Source organism: Rhizobium sp. 01N48 (assembly GCF_056399145.1).
Window position 1 is genome coordinate 275,865 of sequence record NZ_JBFTQT010000004.1, and the last position, 15,816, is coordinate 291,680.

General features: G+C 60.2%; 18 protein-coding genes and 1 pseudogene. 8 read left to right on the forward strand and 11 right to left on the reverse strand.

Features of this window, described 5'->3' with window-relative positions; translation table 11 throughout:
- Positions 1–20: 20 nt before the first annotated feature.
- The gene (locus tag AC1DOG_RS10560; RefSeq protein WP_477927849.1) at positions 21–491 is read right to left on the reverse strand and encodes a RidA family protein; all 471 of its coding nucleotides are present in this window, start codon (positions 489–491) and stop codon (positions 21–23) included.
- Positions 485–1,210: an SDR family NAD(P)-dependent oxidoreductase gene (locus AC1DOG_RS10565; protein WP_477928159.1), complete on the reverse strand. Its 726-nt coding sequence runs from the start codon at positions 1,208–1,210 to the stop codon at positions 485–487. The genes AC1DOG_RS10560 and AC1DOG_RS10565 overlap by 7 nt, the downstream gene beginning before the upstream one ends.
- Before the next feature lie 287 nt (positions 1,211–1,497).
- Between AC1DOG_RS10565 and AC1DOG_RS10570 the strand changes: the two genes are divergently transcribed.
- Together AC1DOG_RS10570 and AC1DOG_RS10575 are read left to right on the forward strand one after the other, a co-directional pair.
- Positions 1,498–2,583 (forward strand): NAD(P)H-dependent flavin oxidoreductase, encoded by a 1,086-nt coding sequence (locus tag AC1DOG_RS10570; RefSeq protein ID WP_477927851.1) that lies wholly within the window; start codon positions 1,498–1,500, stop codon positions 2,581–2,583.
- 107 nt (positions 2,584–2,690) lie between these two features.
- Complete coding sequence (locus AC1DOG_RS10575) at positions 2,691–3,917, forward strand: YbfB/YjiJ family MFS transporter (protein WP_477927853.1); 1,227 nt, start codon at positions 2,691–2,693, stop codon at positions 3,915–3,917.
- 233 nt (positions 3,918–4,150) lie between these two features.
- Here the strand turns inward: AC1DOG_RS10575 and AC1DOG_RS10580 are convergent, their stop codons facing one another.
- Together AC1DOG_RS10580 and AC1DOG_RS10585 are read right to left on the reverse strand one after the other, a co-directional pair.
- Positions 4,151–4,582, reverse strand: coding sequence for a GlcG/HbpS family heme-binding protein (locus tag AC1DOG_RS10580; RefSeq protein ID WP_477927855.1), 432 nt, complete (start codon positions 4,580–4,582; stop codon positions 4,151–4,153).
- 50 nt (positions 4,583–4,632) lie between these two features.
- A complete protein-coding gene (locus AC1DOG_RS10585) occupies positions 4,633–5,517 on the reverse strand; it encodes an N-acyl homoserine lactonase family protein (RefSeq protein WP_477927857.1) in 885 nt (294 codons plus the stop codon).
- Between the two features lie 402 nt (positions 5,518–5,919).
- Here AC1DOG_RS10585 and AC1DOG_RS10590 point away from each other — a divergent pair, with 402 nt between their 5' ends.
- Positions 5,920–6,378: a YybH family protein gene (locus AC1DOG_RS10590; protein ID WP_477928161.1), complete on the forward strand. Its 459-nt coding sequence runs from the start codon at positions 5,920–5,922 to the stop codon at positions 6,376–6,378.
- Between the two features lie 49 nt (positions 6,379–6,427).
- Here AC1DOG_RS10590 and AC1DOG_RS10595 read toward each other — a convergent pair whose 3' ends face one another.
- From AC1DOG_RS10595 to AC1DOG_RS10605, 3 genes are all read right to left on the reverse strand, one after another.
- Positions 6,428–7,465, reverse strand: coding sequence for an Atu2307/SP_0267 family LLM class monooxygenase (locus AC1DOG_RS10595; protein ID WP_477927859.1), 1,038 nt, complete (start codon positions 7,463–7,465; stop codon positions 6,428–6,430).
- 185 nt (positions 7,466–7,650) lie between these two features.
- Complete coding sequence (locus AC1DOG_RS10600; protein WP_477927860.1) at positions 7,651–8,139, reverse strand: YkgB family protein; 489 nt, start codon at positions 8,137–8,139, stop codon at positions 7,651–7,653.
- Between the two features lie 86 nt (positions 8,140–8,225).
- A complete protein-coding gene (locus tag AC1DOG_RS10605; RefSeq protein WP_477927862.1) occupies positions 8,226–9,263 on the reverse strand; it encodes an alpha/beta fold hydrolase in 1,038 nt (345 codons plus the stop codon).
- A 950-nt stretch (positions 9,264–10,213) separates the two neighbouring features.
- Here AC1DOG_RS10605 and AC1DOG_RS10610 point away from each other — a divergent pair.
- The 3 genes from AC1DOG_RS10610 (at position 10,214) to AC1DOG_RS10620 (ending at position 11,903) form a co-directional block, all read left to right on the forward strand.
- Complete coding sequence (locus tag AC1DOG_RS10610; protein ID WP_477927864.1) at positions 10,214–10,927, forward strand: SDR family NAD(P)-dependent oxidoreductase; 714 nt, start codon at positions 10,214–10,216, stop codon at positions 10,925–10,927.
- Positions 10,928–10,998: 71 nt separating this feature from the next.
- Positions 10,999–11,631: a DsbA family protein gene (locus tag AC1DOG_RS10615; protein WP_477927866.1), complete on the forward strand. Its 633-nt coding sequence runs from the start codon at positions 10,999–11,001 to the stop codon at positions 11,629–11,631.
- A gap of 35 nt (positions 11,632–11,666) precedes the next feature.
- Positions 11,667–11,903 carry a tautomerase family protein gene (locus AC1DOG_RS10620; protein WP_477927868.1) on the forward strand — a complete coding sequence of 79 codons (237 nt, stop codon included), beginning with the start codon at positions 11,667–11,669 and terminating at the stop codon, positions 11,901–11,903.
- Positions 11,904–12,035: 132 nt separating this feature from the next.
- Here AC1DOG_RS10620 and AC1DOG_RS10625 read toward each other — a convergent pair whose 3' ends face one another.
- Both AC1DOG_RS10625 and AC1DOG_RS10630 read right to left on the reverse strand, forming a co-directional pair.
- Positions 12,036–12,515, reverse strand: a complete 480-nt coding sequence (locus tag AC1DOG_RS10625) for an SRPBCC family protein (RefSeq protein ID WP_477927870.1) — start codon at positions 12,513–12,515, stop codon at positions 12,036–12,038.
- Positions 12,499–12,849, reverse strand: coding sequence for an ArsR/SmtB family transcription factor (locus AC1DOG_RS10630; protein ID WP_477927872.1), 351 nt, complete (start codon positions 12,847–12,849; stop codon positions 12,499–12,501). The genes AC1DOG_RS10625 and AC1DOG_RS10630 overlap by 17 nt, the downstream gene beginning before the upstream one ends.
- Positions 12,850–12,957: 108 nt before the next feature.
- Here AC1DOG_RS10630 and AC1DOG_RS10635 point away from each other — a divergent pair, with 108 nt between their 5' ends.
- The gene (locus tag AC1DOG_RS10635; protein WP_477927874.1) at positions 12,958–13,599 is read left to right on the forward strand and encodes a dihydrofolate reductase family protein; all 642 of its coding nucleotides are present in this window, start codon (positions 12,958–12,960) and stop codon (positions 13,597–13,599) included.
- A gap of 16 nt (positions 13,600–13,615) precedes the next feature.
- Positions 13,616–13,768: pseudogene (locus AC1DOG_RS10640) on the forward strand (VOC family protein); the annotation flags it as partial.
- A gap of 30 nt (positions 13,769–13,798) precedes the next feature.
- Here AC1DOG_RS10640 and AC1DOG_RS10645 read toward each other — a convergent pair.
- Together AC1DOG_RS10645 and AC1DOG_RS10650 are read right to left on the reverse strand one after the other, a co-directional pair.
- Positions 13,799–14,161: a response regulator transcription factor gene (locus AC1DOG_RS10645; protein ID WP_477927876.1), complete on the reverse strand. Its 363-nt coding sequence runs from the start codon at positions 14,159–14,161 to the stop codon at positions 13,799–13,801.
- Positions 14,151–15,725: a PAS domain-containing sensor histidine kinase gene (locus AC1DOG_RS10650; RefSeq protein WP_477927878.1), complete on the reverse strand. Its 1,575-nt coding sequence runs from the start codon at positions 15,723–15,725 to the stop codon at positions 14,151–14,153. Before AC1DOG_RS10650 ends, AC1DOG_RS10645 begins: the two co-directional genes overlap by 11 nt.
- Positions 15,726–15,816: the final 91 nt, after the last annotated feature.

The window sequence follows — 15,816 nt, forward strand, 5'->3', positions numbered from 1 at the left end:
TTTGAAACGAACATGTTTCGCTATTGATCGATCTCGAGGACGAGTTCGATCTCGACGGGCATTCCTAGCGGGATGCTGGAAACGCCGAGCACAATGCGGGGCGGGATATGGTCCGGCCCGAAGATCGCAAGGAGCAGTTCGGAGGCGCCGTCTGCTACCTTCGGATGCTCGCGAAAATCTGGCGGCGTCGCGATGTAGACGCCGAGCTTGGAAACGGTCCGAATCCTGTCGAGCGAGCCCAAGTGCGCCCGAGCCGCGGAGAGCCCGCTCAGACACGCGGTTCGGGCGGCGTCATAGCCCTCTGCAACGGAGAGGTCCTTGCCTACCACGCCCATGTACAGCGGGACGTGCCCAACGACTGGAAGCATGCCACTGAGGAAAAGCAGCGACCCGCTCTGCACTGCTTCGACATAGGCGCCAAACGGCGTCGGTGCCGGTGGAATGACCAGATCCAGTTCCCTGATGCGCGCCTCAGCGCTCGCCACTACCATTTGCCGAGGTGTGCTCCGTTGTCGACGTGCAGCACCTCCCCGGTGATGTTGGACGATTCCGTCAGATAGACGACGCCATCGACGATCTCCTGGACCGCAGTGACAGTACCCATCGGCGACAGTGATTCCAGAAAGTCTCGCGGGTTCTTTGCGTGCAAGGGCGTATCGACGACGCCGGGCGAGAGCGCATTCACGCGGATATTATCCTTGGCGAACTCGAGCGCGAGGCTCTTGGTGATCGCATTGAGGCCGCCCTTGGTGATCATCGGCAGCGACGCCGTCACCCCTGCGATCGGATGGTCTGTCAGCGACGAAGTGATCGTCACAATGCTTCCACCTGATTTCTGCCGCAGCATCTGCCTGACGGCATGCTTCGAGAAATGGATGAATCCTTCGACGTTCGTCGCCGAAAGACGCCGGAAGTCATCGATCGTGTATTCGAGGAACGGCTTGGTGAAGAAGACCCCAGCATTGTTGACGAGCGCATCTATGGAGCCGAATTGTTCGACGGCCGCGTTCGAGACGCGCTCGGCGGTTTCAGGATCCGCGACGTCGCCGCTGATCAACTCCAGTCGGCCCGCGCGGTCGAACAGAGTGGTCTCACTGATGTTCCGGGAGCTTCCGACGACGTTCCAGCCCTTGTCCAGGAATGTCTTGACGAGCCCAGCCCCGATCCCTTGCGACGCTCCGGTGATGATAACAGTCTTGTGCACGCTCATGCCTGCCTCCGTTCTGGCGACGAGGGTTCCTTCGTCCGCCGGGTGGCGGTCGTCGCCTTGTTCCTCGTGCGATGCGTTGATCCAGCCATCGGCCGGGAGCTGCCCGGCGGTCGCGCCGTCGTCCGCTCTGCCAAGACCATCGCGCCGAAAAGCCGGACCCGATATTGTACTAAGGTGTTCCCGATACCTTCGGATCGGGTCGCTCTCCAAGGACACCAAGGTCCAATAGACGCGGGTCGTGGCCGAGGGTATCAGCGTCGAAAAGTCACGCATGACAAGGAGTCCACATGACCCGCTGGCCCGATCGCCGAATTCTCGACCTGTTTGGAATTGAGCTTCCCATCATCCAGGCGCCGATGGCCGGCGCGACGACGGTCGAAATGGTCGTCGCCGCGGCCAAGGCCGGCGGTCTGGGGTCTCTCCCAAGCGCACTGTTGACCGTCGAGGGGCTGCGCCAGGCCCTCCATGAGGTTCGCGCCGCCACCCACGCGCCCGTGAACGTGAACTTCTTCTCACATGTTTCACCCGCCGAAGATCCGGCAGCGCAGATGCGATGGAGAGCTTTGCTCGCCCCATACTTCGTGGACGCGGGGCTTGACCCTGCCGCGCCGATCGCCGCAGCGGGTCGTGCACCATTCGACAATGGGTTCTGCGAGGTGGTCGAGGAGCTGAAACCGGAAGTCGTGAGCTTTCATTTCGGGCTGCCCGACAGATCGCTGGTGCAGCGTGTGAAGGCGGTAGGGGCGAAAATCATGTCGTCCGCGACGACCGTGGGCGAGGCCGTCTGGCTTGAAAAGAACGGCGTCGACGCCGTCATCGCCATGGGTTTCGAGGCCGGCGGACATCGCGGGAATTTTTTGAGCCAGGACATGACGACACAGGTTGGAATCATGGCGCTCCTGCCGCAGGTGGTCGACGCGGTGCGGGTGCCAGTCATCGCCGCCGGCGGGATCGCCGACGGGCGGGGTGTCGCCGCCGCCCTTATGCTTGGAGCTTCCGCCGTCCAGGTCGGAACGGCATACCTGTTCTGCCCAGAGGCGAGGATTCCCGCACTTCATGCGGAGGCGCTAGCCTCCGCCAGAGATGACAGCACCGCGATAACGAACGTTTTCACCGGCCGTCCAGCGAGAGGCGTAGTAAACCGCCTGATGCGCGATCTGGGTCCGATCTCAGACGCCGTGCCTGCATTTCCGACCGCCGGAGGAGCTCTCGTTCCCATCCGAGCAAAAGCCGAGGCGGAGTCGAGGAACGATTTTACGAACCTCTGGTCGGGTCAGGCCTCGCGTCTTGCTTTGAAAGTTGGTGCTGAGGAGTTGACGCGAGAGCTCTACCAGTCCGCGCTGGACGTGATCGCACGCCGGAGTCCTGCCTGACCGCATCCGCAGACTGATGGTTCACGCAGAACTCGACCAATCTATCTGATGGGATGCGTCGCGCGAGCTCGTGACGGCACGTCTCTAATCGAGCGAAGGACAGCGTCATGCCAAAACACAGCCCGAGCCAACATGTGATCGTGCTTGCGGGATCGGCGTCCCTCGCCATCGCCATGGGCGTCGGTCGGTTCGCATTCACTCCAATCCTGCCGATGATGCTGCACGACGGCGTCCTCGATCTTACGCGGGCCGGAGGACTAGCGACCGCTAACTACGTCGGCTACCTGGTCGGCGCGCTGGCGGCGATGGCAGTACCAAGAAGCTGGGATCATACCTCCATCATACGCCTGACACTGGCATCCACAGTCCTGCTTACGGCTTTGATGTCTGCGCCATATGCGGAGGCCTGGGTCGCTCTTCGGTTCTTGGCGGGCGTCGCTTCGGCGATCGGATTCGTCTTCACCTCCGGCTGGTGCCTCGCCCAACTTTCGGGAACCGGCAGCTCGATCGGAAGCGCCATATTCACCGGTCCGGGGGCGGGCATTGCAGCGTCCGGGGTGGCCGCAAGCGGGATGACGTTGCTCGGGCTATCGGGCAGCACGGCCTGGCTTGTGTTCGCCGCCCTCTCGGCGACCATCAGCGCGGTCATCTGGAGAACATTTGGGAATAATTCGAAGCCGTCCGACGCCTACTCGGTAGGGACTTCGACGCGGGCGTCCGGCAAGGTGCCGAAATCGGAAATGCCTCTCTTTGCGATGGCCTACGGGCTAGCCGGCTTCGGCTACATCATCACGGCGACCTATCTTCCGGTAATCGCGAAGAACAGCATTCCTGGTTCACCCTTGCTCACCGTCTTCTGGCCGCTGTTCGGTGTAGCTGCAGTCGTCGGATCGCTTCTGGCGGCACGCGTAAAGCACACCTCCGACGTTAGGCTCCATCTCATCGGCGCATATCTTGTGCAAGCCGTTGGTGTTGCGCTCTCCGTGGTCTGGCACGACGCTTTCGGGCTTGCCATCAGCAGTATCCTTGTTGGCCTGCCGTTCACCGCGATAAGCTTCTTTGCGATGAACGAGGTGCGAAGGATACGGTCGAGCCACCATGCGCGATACATGGGACTTTTGACGGCGGTGTTTGCAGTCGGCCAGATCATGGGGCCTCCGGCTGTAGGGGCGATCATGCGTCGCGTTGCGACCGTCGATGCAGGGTTTGACCTCGCGCTCGCCGTCGCCGGTATTGCCTTGGTGGTCGGTGCCGCGCTCTTTGTCCTCATGATCCTGCTCTTTCCTGGCGAGCGGAACGCCAGAACGATTGCACGGCCGATCCGTCATAACTGAAAGGACAAGCCACTTCAGTCGATCTGCGATGTGATTGACGAGGCCGAACATGCAGGACGGTGACTGGCAAGGCGGAACGCGTCGAACTCTCTCGCTCCGATGCTGCTGCTTTCCACAGGGACGAGGGAGTCATTCGCGTTTTCTCACGCCGCTCCGCCCGATCTCGTGATTTTTTTAAGCTGCATATCGGCGGTCTGCAATGACGGCAGTGGCGCAGACCTTCTGGAGAGGATCTATTTGGTAGCGAGCTGCGCGAGATCTTGCGGGGTGGCGCGGCTTGTCCGCTTGAGCGCGGCCTCGAGGATGCCGACATCCTCGGCGACCGTCCCACCGCTTATGCCAACGCCGCCGACAGTCACGCCGTCGTGCTCAAGGGGGGCGCCCCCACCCATCGCACAGAACCTGTCCTGCGACATTAGGTGGTAAAGTTCCCTGCCGGGTTGAACCAGATGAAAGAGGTCGGACGTTCGCATGTTGGTGAGAGCGGAGGTGTAGGCCTTCCGTTCGGAAATGAGCATGGAGAAAGCCAGGGCGCCGTTCATCCGATGTTGAAGCACGGTGTTGCCATGGACGTCGATGACCGTAACTGTGACCGGTGTCTTTGCACGGAGGGACTCGGCCTCCACGCGGTCGGCGATATCCTTAGCCAAAGAAAGCATGTCCATCTTCAAGGCTCCTTCCAATGTCCGATAACAAAAGGTTTTGCAGGTTCCGGTTAGTCGTAATAATCAGGCAGAAGCTTGAGCTGGTCGGTTTGATGCTTGTCGTGATTGATAAAGAGCTGCGCATCGTATTCGGCCATGATCTGCTTGATCCTATCCATGGACTCAATGGATTCCCGTTTGTCGACGTTCAACGATGGAACGATGTCCCGTTCGAAATTATCCTCGAGGTGCGCGACGTCGCCAGACAGGACGACGTAGCCGGACTTGGCTAGATGCACCATCAGCGACTGACTTCCGGGCGTGTGTCCTGGCGTTGAAATCAGCGTGACACTTCCGTCACGAAAAAGGTCAACGTCGCCAGCAATTAGTTCCAGCCGCCGAGGTTGCCCAAGCAGTTTGCGCGCAAGAGTGACCAGAGTGTTCAGGTTTGGGTCTGAAGGGGGAGGCGAGTTGATCCATTGATATTCCGCTTGCTGCATGACCACCGTTGCGTCGGGAAAAAGTCCTATGTTCCCGATGTGGTCACCGTGCGTATGCGACACAAGAACATAGTTGACATCGGCGGGTTTCAGTCCGATCGCCGCGAGTTGTGAGGATATCGTCCTGTCAAGGTGATAGACGATGAGGCTGGGAAGAGTGGACCAGCCCCTGGGGTCGCTGATCGTGGACTCCGGAACGCCCGTGTCCCAAATCAAATAATCCGCTCCATGCTGAATGAGATAGCATGTCGAGGAGAACTCGATCGACTTCCCCTTGTTTTCACCAGGCGTCCAAACGGATTCATCGTTCGCCAAGGAGCGACCGCAGTCTAACCTGTAGAGCCGATCGATCATGGAAGCGGGCTTGCCGTCATCAGTCGCCGAAAGGGCGTGAATGTTTGCAAACGAGGCGAGTAAGAAGCCGAGCGGGGCGGCAATTGCCAGGGAAAATTTCATTGGATTCCTCCCGGATTCAAAGCGCGGATCAGCGCTGATTAAGGGCCTTCTGTGACGACCGACCCGGCTATCAAAATGTAAGCCGGAGGCGGCAGGCGGGGTTATTGAACTTAGGTATCGATGACGAGGGATATCGGAATGATGGTGGGCGGCTGTCCAGCAACCTGTATCTCAAGCCCCTGGACCGCGCGCCTTGCTCATGGTCGATACACGCCGCGCGGTCGCAACCTGTTGGCCGCGGGACTGGGGAACGCCGACGACACCATTGTACAATGGAGCCCGTGATCAGGCTGGAGCATCCTTGGGGCCTACGAAGGGCGCGACGACGCTTTGTGGCCGCCCGTAGGTGAGACCTAACTGAGCCAGGTGCGTTTGTAACGAATGGAGATGTCGATGACCAAGATGCTGGACCCCATTGAAATCGACGGCAAGGAGACGAAGCGGGGCGAGGGCAACCCGATCGACTCCCTGATCGCATTCTACCAGGCCTTCAACACAGGCGATCTGGCTGGCCTAGAGGCCGTCTGGCTCACAGGTTCGGAACCGAGCATGGACAACCCCATTGGTGGGATCCGCCGCGGTTGGGGGGAGATTGCCGAAGGCTACTCGAAGCTGTTCAAGGGGGAGGTGAAGGTCCACGTCACTTTCCACGACTTCACGAGCCAGGGTGGCGACGGCTGGCATCTCTTCGTCGGTCGCGAGCGTGGAACTTGCAGGACGGCAAGTCAGGCGCTCGACGTTGCGTTCAGGACGACCCGGTGGTTCGTGCGCAAGGAGGGAGCCTGGCGACAGCTCCACCATCACGGGTCGGTCGAGGATCCACAGATGCTGGCGGCCTATCAGAAATTAATCTTCGGATGAGGAGAGCGAGCGCCGGCCGATGTCGACGCTGGCTGCAGACGCGCCTCCGCTAGTTGCGAAGTTCTCCCCGCACCAAAGGCGCAACGTCGGTTCCCAGTAGTTCGATCGAACGACGCATCGCGTTCGCGTCGAGCGCGGCGGTGCTCATCTGGAAGGTGATGCGAGCGATCCCTCCCAATGTCCTGTTAACATGCAATATCTTGGTGGCGACTGTTTGAGGGCTGCCAACCAGGAACGCGCCACTTGGCCCGCACATGTTCTCGAACTGAGCGTGCGTCGGCGGCGGCCAGCCGCGCTCCCTTCCGGCGTCCGTGAACATTTGGAACCAGCCGGGGAAGAACGCTTTCTTTGCGGTCTCGTCGGTCTCTCCTATAAAGCCGAGTGCGTGTACGCCGATCCGCTGGTTTTCTGAGGAATGGCCGGCGGCAAGCCATGCGCGACGATAGAGTTCCACCAGGGGCAGAAAGCGTTCGAAGCTTCCGCCGATGATTGCGACCATCAGCGGCAGGCCGAGTGTACCGGCACGGACGAAGGACTCGGGGGTGCCGCCGACGCCCAGCCAGATCGGCAAGGTGGGTTGATGCGGACGTGGAAAGACGCCCTCGCCATTGATCGAAGGACGAAAGCGGCCTTGCCATCTGATGTTGGGCTGCTCCCTGACCTTRAGCAGCAGCTCCAGTTTCTCCGCGAAGAGCGCGTCGTAGTCCCTGAGGTCGAAACCAAACAGGGGATAGGCCTCGACGGACGAGCCACGACCGACCACGATCTCCGCTCGTCCGCGGGAGATCAGATCCAGAGTGGCGAACTGCTGAAAGAGCCGCACGGGATCGGCGGCGCTCAGGACGGCGACGGCGCTCGCAAGTCTGATGTGCTTCGTACGTGCGGCCGCTGCGGCAAGGATGACCGCAGGCGCGGAATCGAGTGCGTTCTCCCGGTGATGTTCGCCCATTCCAAATACGTCAAGACCAACTTGATCTGCCAGCTCCACCTCCGCAAGCACGCTCTCCATGCGATCGACCGCCGACTGCAATCGGCCAGTGTCGGGGTCGGTCAGGAGCATTGCGAAACTATCGATACCGATCTCCAAAGGAGGATCCTTTCAAAGCGCTTTCGTCTTCTCACGTCGCCGGCAGGCGGAGTGCCAGGCCGCCACTGCCAAATGACTGGCAGATCCGGGCAAGGTCGCACCAGCCGTGATTTTTCGATGAATGCTATCCATTTATCCGATGGCGTCTAGGCTTGGCCAAGCGCTCACGGAGTACAGGTGTGTGCTCATCGGCTACCGGATCGTCGGTGTAGGGAAGCTGCCAGGAGACATAGAGACGCCGCGAGAAGAACGAGGTCTTTCAGCAAAAACTGTCCCGGGACGGCGGAAATGGCGGGGAAACCTCCGGCAGTAGCTTCAGCCACGCCTGGCGTGCTCAACAGGAACGACAGCGTGATGACAAAAGTAGTGGCGGGCATTGCAGCGCCGAGTAGGGAGAAGACGGGGCTAAAAGCTCCCATCACCAGCGCTGCCGCGGTCGATAGTTCAAGAACGCCGATGACATAGCTCGCTCCTTGGACACCAAAGAGCATTGTCAACCAGCCGACGATGGGGCTGTGTTCAATGAAAGGCGAAATGCCTGCCGCCTTGTATGCGGTGAACTTCATGCCGCCGAACCACAAGAAGATTACGACCAACGACCACCGCAGTAAGGCGAACCCGCGATGCGTTTGTTCAGCCGTGGTGATGAGATGTTCGTCTGCGAGAGTTGTCATAGCTGATGTCCTTCCGGGTGATTTCGGGCGACGAAGATTGTCTTGCCTGCTTCGGGGCTGGATATTGATCCGACGACGTCGAGGCGCTACGCCCACTGATCGACATCGCTGACGGCACGAGCGAAGGCTTCGGGGGCCTCCTGCGGCAGATTGTGGCCGATCCCACCCTTGACCAAACGATGTTCGTATTTGGCCTTGAACTTCCCGGCGTATGCCTTGGGGTCAGGGTGGGGCGCTCCGTTGGCATCGCCTTCCATCGTGATCGTCGGCACATGGATTTCGGGACCGGCCGCAAGTTTGGCTTCGAACTCGTCGAACCGCCTTTCTCCGTTCGTGAGACCGAGCCGCCAACGATAGTTGTGGACGACGATCGCGACGTGGTCCGGATTGGCAAATGCTGCGGCACTCCGTTCGAAGGTTGCCTCGTCGAACTTCCACTGCGGGGAGGCGAGTTGCCAGATCAGCTTGGCGAAGTCGTTTGTGTATTTTTCATACCCGTCCCGACCGCGGTCGGTCGTGAAATAGAACTGGTACCACCACTGAAGCTCCGCAGAGGGCGGCAAGGGCGCCTTTCCAGCCGCCTGGTTCCCGATCAGGTAGCCGCTGACTGAAACCAGGCCCTTGCACCGTTCCGGCCAGAGCGCGGCGACGATGTCGGCAGTCCGCGCACCCCAGTCGAAGCCGGCGACTGTCGCCCTGTTGATTTTCAGAGCGTCCATCAACTTGATGGCATCGACGGCAAGCGCTGATTGCTGGCCGTTGCGCATCGTGTCGTCCGAGAGGAACTTTGTGCTGCCGTAACCGCGCAGATGTGGGACGATCACACGATGGCCCTGGTCTGCCAGCAACGGGGCCACTTCTGCGAAGGCGTTGATATCATACGGCCAACCGTGGAACAGAATGACGGGCGCACCGTCTTCAGGACCGAGCTCGGCGTATCCGACATTGAGATCTCCGGCGTCGATACGTTTTTCGGCAACCAGGCCTTGGCCGCTATTCCGAATGGTCTTCTTGCCCTGGTCTGCACCCGCGGCGTGTCCTGCAAGGATTCCTGCCGCCGTCAGCCCGAGTGCGACCCCGCCGAAAGACCGACGTGTGAGCGGCCCAGTTTTAAGATTGCTCATGACTGCTTCTCCGATGATGGACGATTGATGGCCGCCGCTAGAAACTTCGCTGCGAGGCGGCGTTGGCCAGGGGAGTTTGAGGCTCGCAGGCCTGAGCCGCTAGTGGACGAAGGTGTCGGGCATACGATGGTATCGGCAATACGTAGGTGCAACAGCCCGCCATTTCCGCATTCGCCATAGTGGTCTCCACGCTGCGGCATCCCGCCAGCAGGCTCCAGGAGAAGACGATGAGTTACAAAGGCCACGAACCCTCAGGAACCGTCTTTCCACGCGTGGTGATCATTCTCGCGATGGCAGTTCTGGTCGGCACATTGGTGTCGATCAGACGGCCTGTCGAAAACGTCCGTGTCTGGGTGCCCGCGCAGTCCCCTGGTTCCGCCACGGTCAGGTCAAGGACGAATTGCTCTCCCGTATGGGCGGGTTGCGATCCGGTCGACAAGATCTGATTTTTTGACCGAGGGCGGACGAACGATGACGTGGCACAACAACATGGGCGCGGCACCGCTGGGGCCGCATGACGTGGCCATGATGCGCGGCCTGATCAGGGAGTTTTGCGAAAGCCGACAGCGCGACAGTCAGAATGCCGAGGATGTGGCACGGCAACTTCTCTGGTGGTTCCAGGGCGGAGTGACTGACCGAGAAAAGCTTTCACGACTGCTTTATGCCGGGGAGCGAGCGACTGACACATGTGGCCCACGAGCGGCATCACCCGCTATGACCGGTAGTCCACCCGTTTCTATCGCAATCGACGACAAGGTGCATGCCCTGCGCAGAGCCGCAGATGGTGACCGAGAAGTTCTGACTAATAGAGCATTATCCCGAAAATCGAATGAGTGACTGCCGCATTCCAGCAATTCTGCCGAGCATCGACTGCCCCTAAGTTTATTGCACCGACGCCGAGGGCGCGGGCGGCTGAATTGGAGCCGCTGCAATTGGAAAGGATGAACATCATGAGCAATCAGCAGAAGGTCGCCATCATCACAGGCGCATCGCAGGGCATTGGCGAAGGCCTTGTCCGCGCCTACCGCGATCGGAACTATCGCGTCGTCGCGACATCGCGTTCGATCAAGCAGGGTTCGGACGACGGCGTGCATGCCGTGGCGGGCGACATCGCGAAGCCGGAGACCGCCGAACGCGTCGTCCGAGAAGCGATCCAGCGCTTTGGCCGCATTGATACCCTCATCAACAACGCGGGCGTCTTCACTGCGAAGCCATTCGTCGATTTCACTCAGGAAGATTACGACCTGAACTTCGGCGTAAATGTCGGAGGGTTCTTCCACATCACCCAGCGCGCCGCGAAGGAAATGCTCAAGCAGGGTTCCGGTCACATCGTCACGATCACCACGAGCCTGGTCAACCAGCCAGTCGCTGACGTGCCTACAGCTCTTGCCTCGCTCACAAAGGGCGGTCTGAACGCCGTCACGAAGGAACTGGCTATCGAGTTCGCCAAGACCGGGGTCCGAGTGAACGCCGTGTCTCCCGGCATCATCAAGACCCCGATGCATGCCCCTGAGACCCACGAGTTCCTGTCAGCGCTTCATCCGGTCGGCCACATGGGCGAGATCCGAGACATCGTCGACGCGGTCATTTACCTCGAAGGCGCGAGCTTCGTCACCGGAGAGATCCTCCACGTCGACGGTGGCCAGAACGCCGGCCGCTGGTAGGACCTCGACTGAGAGCCAGATGCGTGGCGCATCGTGCCACGCATCGCCCAGACAAGTTGAAAGGAAAGACAATGGAACTCGTACTGGCCGCCGATCCGATGTGCTCTTGGTGCTATGGATTCGGCAAGCAAATGGAGCTTCTGCTCCAGCGGCGTCCGGACGCCTCGCTGAAAATAGTCCTCGGCGGGCTTCGGGCTGGCGCGACCGACGTGCTCGACGACGCGGGCAAGCAGTTCAGACTGCACCACTGGGCGAAGGTCGAAGAAGCCAGCGGCGTGCCGTTCAACCGTGACGGCCTGCTCGCGAGAACGGGATTCGTGTACGATACCGAACCCGTATGCCGCGCCGTCGTGACTGCTCGAATTCTTCGGCCGGAGGCTGATCTCCTGAAGGTGTTCCGTGCGTTTCAGCACGCGTTCTATGTCGATGCGCTCGACACCACGAACGGCCATGTACTAGCGGAAGTTGGATCCCGTGCTCTGGAGGAACTTGGTCATTCCGTAACCGCAGACGCGTTTCTTGAAACGTACCAGAAACCGAGCACTATCGAAGAGGCAGCGACAGACTTCGCGACGTCTCGTGCCATGGGCGTTTCGAGTTTCCCCACGCTGTTTCTGAAGAAGGGCGGGACCCTTCGTCGGGTCGGTGCGGGTTATGCGCATGTCGATGAACTTGAGAAGCATCTTGCGGCAATGGCCGCGTAGCAGATCGATCCCGATCTGGACCAGGAGAATATGAAATGCCAATAGTCACCGTACAGGTAACCCGTGAAGGCACGACCCCCGACCGCAGCTCGGTCACCGCTGATGAAAAGGCGGCCATCATCGCGGGCGTCAGCCAGGTCATGCTCGACGTCCTCAACAAGCCGCTGGAATCGACTTACGTGGTAATCGAAGAGGTCGAGCTCGACAATTGGGGCTGGGGCGGCCTTCCAACCGTTCAGTACCGTAAAGAGAGGGCCGAAGGAAAAGCCTGACACAAACTATCGCCTTGATTGGGACTTTTGCGACGTGATTCCGCCGCTCGCGGTTACATACACCGCAACGTCCTGAAACCAATCCTTTAGGGAAACCGCGGCCGTGACCGACCACCCTGCGATGCGCAGAGGTCAACCGTCCAGCCATGCAGCGAGGCCGTCCAGCGTCTGCAACCCATACTCCACCGCGCCGAAACCAACGACCACTTGGCGGCGTTCGCGGGTCGGGTGAAGCTGGCGCATGGTCAGCACGGTCTTGCCGTCGGTCTGCTCATCGAAGGTAATCGTCATGTAGAAGCGCTCCGGATCATTGGGGTCCGGGGTGCCATAGTCCACTGCTATCAGCTCGTTCGGGACGATCTTCAAGAAGCGCATGAGACTGGGGAAGCGCTGCTCCTGGCTTTCGAATACGCCCACCATGTCGAAGCGCCATTCCCCGCCCTCTCGGATATCGGCTTTCTGGTTCTCGATGGTGAGGCCCGCCGGGCCATACCATTGCGCCAACGCTTCCTCGTCCATCCAGGCGGCGAAGACCTTATGGCGCGGGTGATTCAGCACTTTAACAAGCACGATTTCGCGGTCGAGAGACCAGGTTTCAAACAGCTTTTCCATCGTCATTCTCTTTCGTCTTGTCCAAATAAGTTTCCAGCCGGTCGAGACGCTCGGCCCAGCGTCGCCGCTCCGCTTCCATCCAGTTTGCCGCTTCGGCGAAGCGCGCCTGCTCCAGCCGGCACCAGCGGCTGCGCCCACGCTTCTCGCTGGCGATCAATCCGCAATCCTCCAGCACCTTGAGATGCTGGGCGAAGGAGGGCAGCGCCATGTCGAACGGCTCGGCAAGTGCGGTCACCGGCAGCTCGCCCTCCACTAGCCGCGACACCACGGCGCGGCGGGTCGGGTCGCTGAGGGCGTGAAAGGCGAGATCAAGGGGGGTCGAGTGGTAGGGCATATCATTCGATAAAGCGGCCACGCGCGCTGGTCAAGAATGAAAAGGTACTTGCCTTAGTGTTTCGTTGTGATTATGAAGGTGACTACCTTAGTATTTGGGAGCACTCCAGTGGCAGTTCGTGCTGATCTTCTCATCTCGCTCGATGGTTTCGCAACAACGACCGACCAGACGCTTGAAGACCCGTTCGGCCCCGACTGGTCGCGCTTGGTCGGTGCCTATGTCGTCACAAGGACGTTCCGGGAGCGCGTGCTGAAGGACACCAGCGGCAAAGGCACCACGGGCATGGACGATGAGTATGCCAAGGACTACTTCGCCAACATTGGCGCCGAGATCATGGGGGCCGGCAAGTTCGGGCTGCACAACCACCCCGATGATCGGAACTGGAAAGGGTGGTGGGGTGACGAGCCGCCATTCAACTGCCCTGTCTTTGTCCTGACGCACACGCCGCGGCCTTCAATCGAGATGGCTGGAGGCACCACGTTCCACTTCCTCGCGGCGGCCGCGGTTGATGCGTTGCAGCAGGCCGTGACAGCCGCAAACGGAAAGGACGTGCGGATAGGTGGCGGACCAACCGTGGTTCGCGACTATCTGAAGGCCGGGCTTGTGGACCGCCTCCATGTCGCCATTACCCCAATTCTGCTGGGGAGGGGCATACGCCTCTGGGACGAGTTGCGCGGGCTGGAATCCGGCTATACCGTCAAGTCGGAAACGGCCGAGAGCGGCACCATCCACCTCACGTTCCAGCGCTAGCGGCAGGCGTGAGTGAGAACGGAAGAGTTACGCCTCTTACGTCGCTTTTGCGGATCCCGACGGCAACGGATGGACCCTACAGGAGATCACTGCACTGCTTCCTGGGATCACGGGCGACACACGCTTCACGCTAGAGCTCTACGAAGCTGTTTGGGGCGCTTCGAAATAGGGGAGGTCGGGTCCGGCCCGATTGAGTTGCTCAAGCCGCTAGCACCGCGTGGATCGCCGCCTGCAGTTCCTCGTCATCGAACGGCTTCAGCAGGACCGGCATATCGCCGAGTTGCCGGTCCAGAAGCGGCGTGTCGCGGTAGGCGGTGATGAAGACGATGGGGACCTGGTTCACCTGACGCGCCAGTTCCTGGGCAAGTTCGGGCCCTGTCATCCCCGGCATGGCGATGTCGAGTAGCAGACAGTTTGCAATAGCAAGTGTGGGCGAGGCGAGGAATTCTTCTGCGGAAGCAAATGCCGCCGACCCGTATCCCAGCACCGAGAGTAGATCCGGCAAGGATTCGCGGACCGACGCATCGTCGTCGACGACTGCGACGAGTGCTTTACTCTGCATGCTGGGAATCCTTTCGAAGGTTGGAGGTCTGTTCGCACCGAGGTAGCGAGAACGCAAAGGTCGCGCCATTACCTTGATTGTTAGATGCAGTGATTCTCCCGCCCAGGCCCTCGACTATCGTGCGGCCGACCGCAAGTCCGATCCCCATTCCGGTATCGCGCGTCGTGTAGAAGGCGTCGAAAATTTGATCGATGCCATCCGACGGAAGACCGACGCCGGAGTCGATGATCGAGAAGGTCACGACCTCGCTCGTCGAGCTGGTCGCGATCACGATCTTTCCCCGGTCGCCGCCACCCGCCGCAATCGCGTCCACCGCATTGAAGATCAGGTTGAGGATGACTTGCTGCAGCTCTGTGCGGTCTCCACTCACGTTCGGCAGGCCCGCCTCCAGACAAAGATCGACGCCGATTAGCCGTCGACGGAATTCGCTTTCGAAGAGGGTGACGAGTTCGCGGGCCGCCTCGTTGAGGTCCACCAGGTCGACTGAAGGGGGCTTCCGAGTGAACAATGCTCGCAGTCGTCTAATCACGTCAGCCGCCCGGTTGGCATCCCTCAACGTTCGCTGGGAAGCGAGCGTCGCCTTCTCGACGTCAGGCGGAACCGCCGCGAGCATGCGGATGCTTGCGTTCACGTTGTTTAGGATACCAGCCAGCGGCTGGCTCACTTCGTGCGTTATCGATGCGCTCAGCGTTCCGAGCGCCGAAACCCTCGCCAGGTGCGCAAGTTTCGTCCGGACCTGGCTGAGGGCTTCCTCGCCTCGTCGGAGCTCGGTCACGTCCTGCCCCGTTACGATGAACATGCTTTCGTGTCCGTCCGCGATCCTACGACCGACAGTTCTGATATTCTTCAGCCGTCCATCAGACATGACAAGCCGGAATTCGCCGGCGTAGTCTCGGCCGTTACGCGCTTCTTCAATGAACCCCTCGACAACGTTGCGGTCCGTCGGGTGCACGAGCACGAGGCTTGCCGACCAAGGGGAGGTGGGCGTTCCCGCCTCGAATATCCGCTCCATCTCAGCAGACCATACTCGTTCGTCGCTGGACAGGTTCCAGGCGAAGCTTCCAGTCTTGCTAATCTTTTGTGCCTCTTCGAGGAAGTTATACGCCTCACGAAGCTCTCGTTCCCGCGCGGCGATTCGCTCTTCGCTCATCTTGCTGGCGGTTATATCTTGGACAGCACCCATGAAGAGCGGTCGCCCGTCTACCTCTTCGGCGAGGCGCGCATAGCCACGGACGTGTCTCACTTCACCCGTTCTCGTGACGATCCGGAATGCAAAGTCTCCATCTCCTCCAGAATGCGCCCTTGCCATCTCACCGTCGAACAGATCGAGGTCTTCAGGATGAACTCGAGCCCTGACCTCCGCGACAGCCGGGTGCGTGTGCATGTCGATGTCGAATATTCGATAGAACTCGTCCGACCAGACGTTCACATCCCGTTGGAGATCGGACGTGAAGCTTCCGGTGGAACTAAGACGCTGGCCCTCGAGCAGTTGGACGTTGGCTCGGCGAAGCTCCAAGATTTCGTTGGACAGGACGTCCAACTGCTCCAAACCGCCGCTGACCAATGTATCGCCCCCTGAGAAAATTGTTTTCGATCACACCCCTCCGTCGAAGCGATGGCGGAGCGTCGCGCTCCGTGCTTTTTGGATCAATAGT

Excerpts from the sequence above, each read along its gene's own strand:
- AC1DOG_RS10560 (WP_477927849.1), bottom strand. The coding sequence starts at position 491 with ATGGTAGTGGCGAGCGCTGAGGCGCGCATCAGGGAACTGGATCTGGTC.
- AC1DOG_RS10565 (WP_477928159.1), bottom strand. The coding sequence starts at position 1,210 with ATGAGCGTGCACAAGACTGTTATCATCACCGGAGCGTCGCAAGGGATC.
- AC1DOG_RS10570 (WP_477927851.1), top strand. The coding sequence starts at position 1,498 with ATGACCCGCTGGCCCGATCGCCGAATTCTCGACCTGTTTGGAATTGAG.
- AC1DOG_RS10575 (WP_477927853.1), top strand. The coding sequence starts at position 2,691 with ATGCCAAAACACAGCCCGAGCCAACATGTGATCGTGCTTGCGGGATCG.
- AC1DOG_RS10580 (WP_477927855.1), bottom strand. The coding sequence starts at position 4,582 with ATGGACATGCTTTCTTTGGCTAAGGATATCGCCGACCGCGTGGAGGCC.
- AC1DOG_RS10585 (WP_477927857.1), bottom strand. The coding sequence starts at position 5,517 with ATGAAATTTTCCCTGGCAATTGCCGCCCCGCTCGGCTTCTTACTCGCC.
- AC1DOG_RS10590 (WP_477928161.1), top strand. The coding sequence starts at position 5,920 with ATGCTGGACCCCATTGAAATCGACGGCAAGGAGACGAAGCGGGGCGAG.
- AC1DOG_RS10600 (WP_477927860.1), bottom strand. The coding sequence starts at position 8,139 with ATGACAACTCTCGCAGACGAACATCTCATCACCACGGCTGAACAAACG.
- AC1DOG_RS10605 (WP_477927862.1), bottom strand. The coding sequence starts at position 9,263 with ATGAGCAATCTTAAAACTGGGCCGCTCACACGTCGGTCTTTCGGCGGG.
- AC1DOG_RS10610 (WP_477927864.1), top strand. The coding sequence starts at position 10,214 with ATGAGCAATCAGCAGAAGGTCGCCATCATCACAGGCGCATCGCAGGGC.
- AC1DOG_RS10615 (WP_477927866.1), top strand. The coding sequence starts at position 10,999 with ATGGAACTCGTACTGGCCGCCGATCCGATGTGCTCTTGGTGCTATGGA.
- AC1DOG_RS10620 (WP_477927868.1), top strand. The coding sequence starts at position 11,667 with ATGCCAATAGTCACCGTACAGGTAACCCGTGAAGGCACGACCCCCGAC.
- AC1DOG_RS10625 (WP_477927870.1), bottom strand. The coding sequence starts at position 12,515 with ATGGAAAAGCTGTTTGAAACCTGGTCTCTCGACCGCGAAATCGTGCTT.
- AC1DOG_RS10630 (WP_477927872.1), bottom strand. The coding sequence starts at position 12,849 with ATGCCCTACCACTCGACCCCCCTTGATCTCGCCTTTCACGCCCTCAGC.
- AC1DOG_RS10645 (WP_477927876.1), bottom strand. The coding sequence starts at position 14,161 with ATGCAGAGTAAAGCACTCGTCGCAGTCGTCGACGACGATGCGTCGGTC.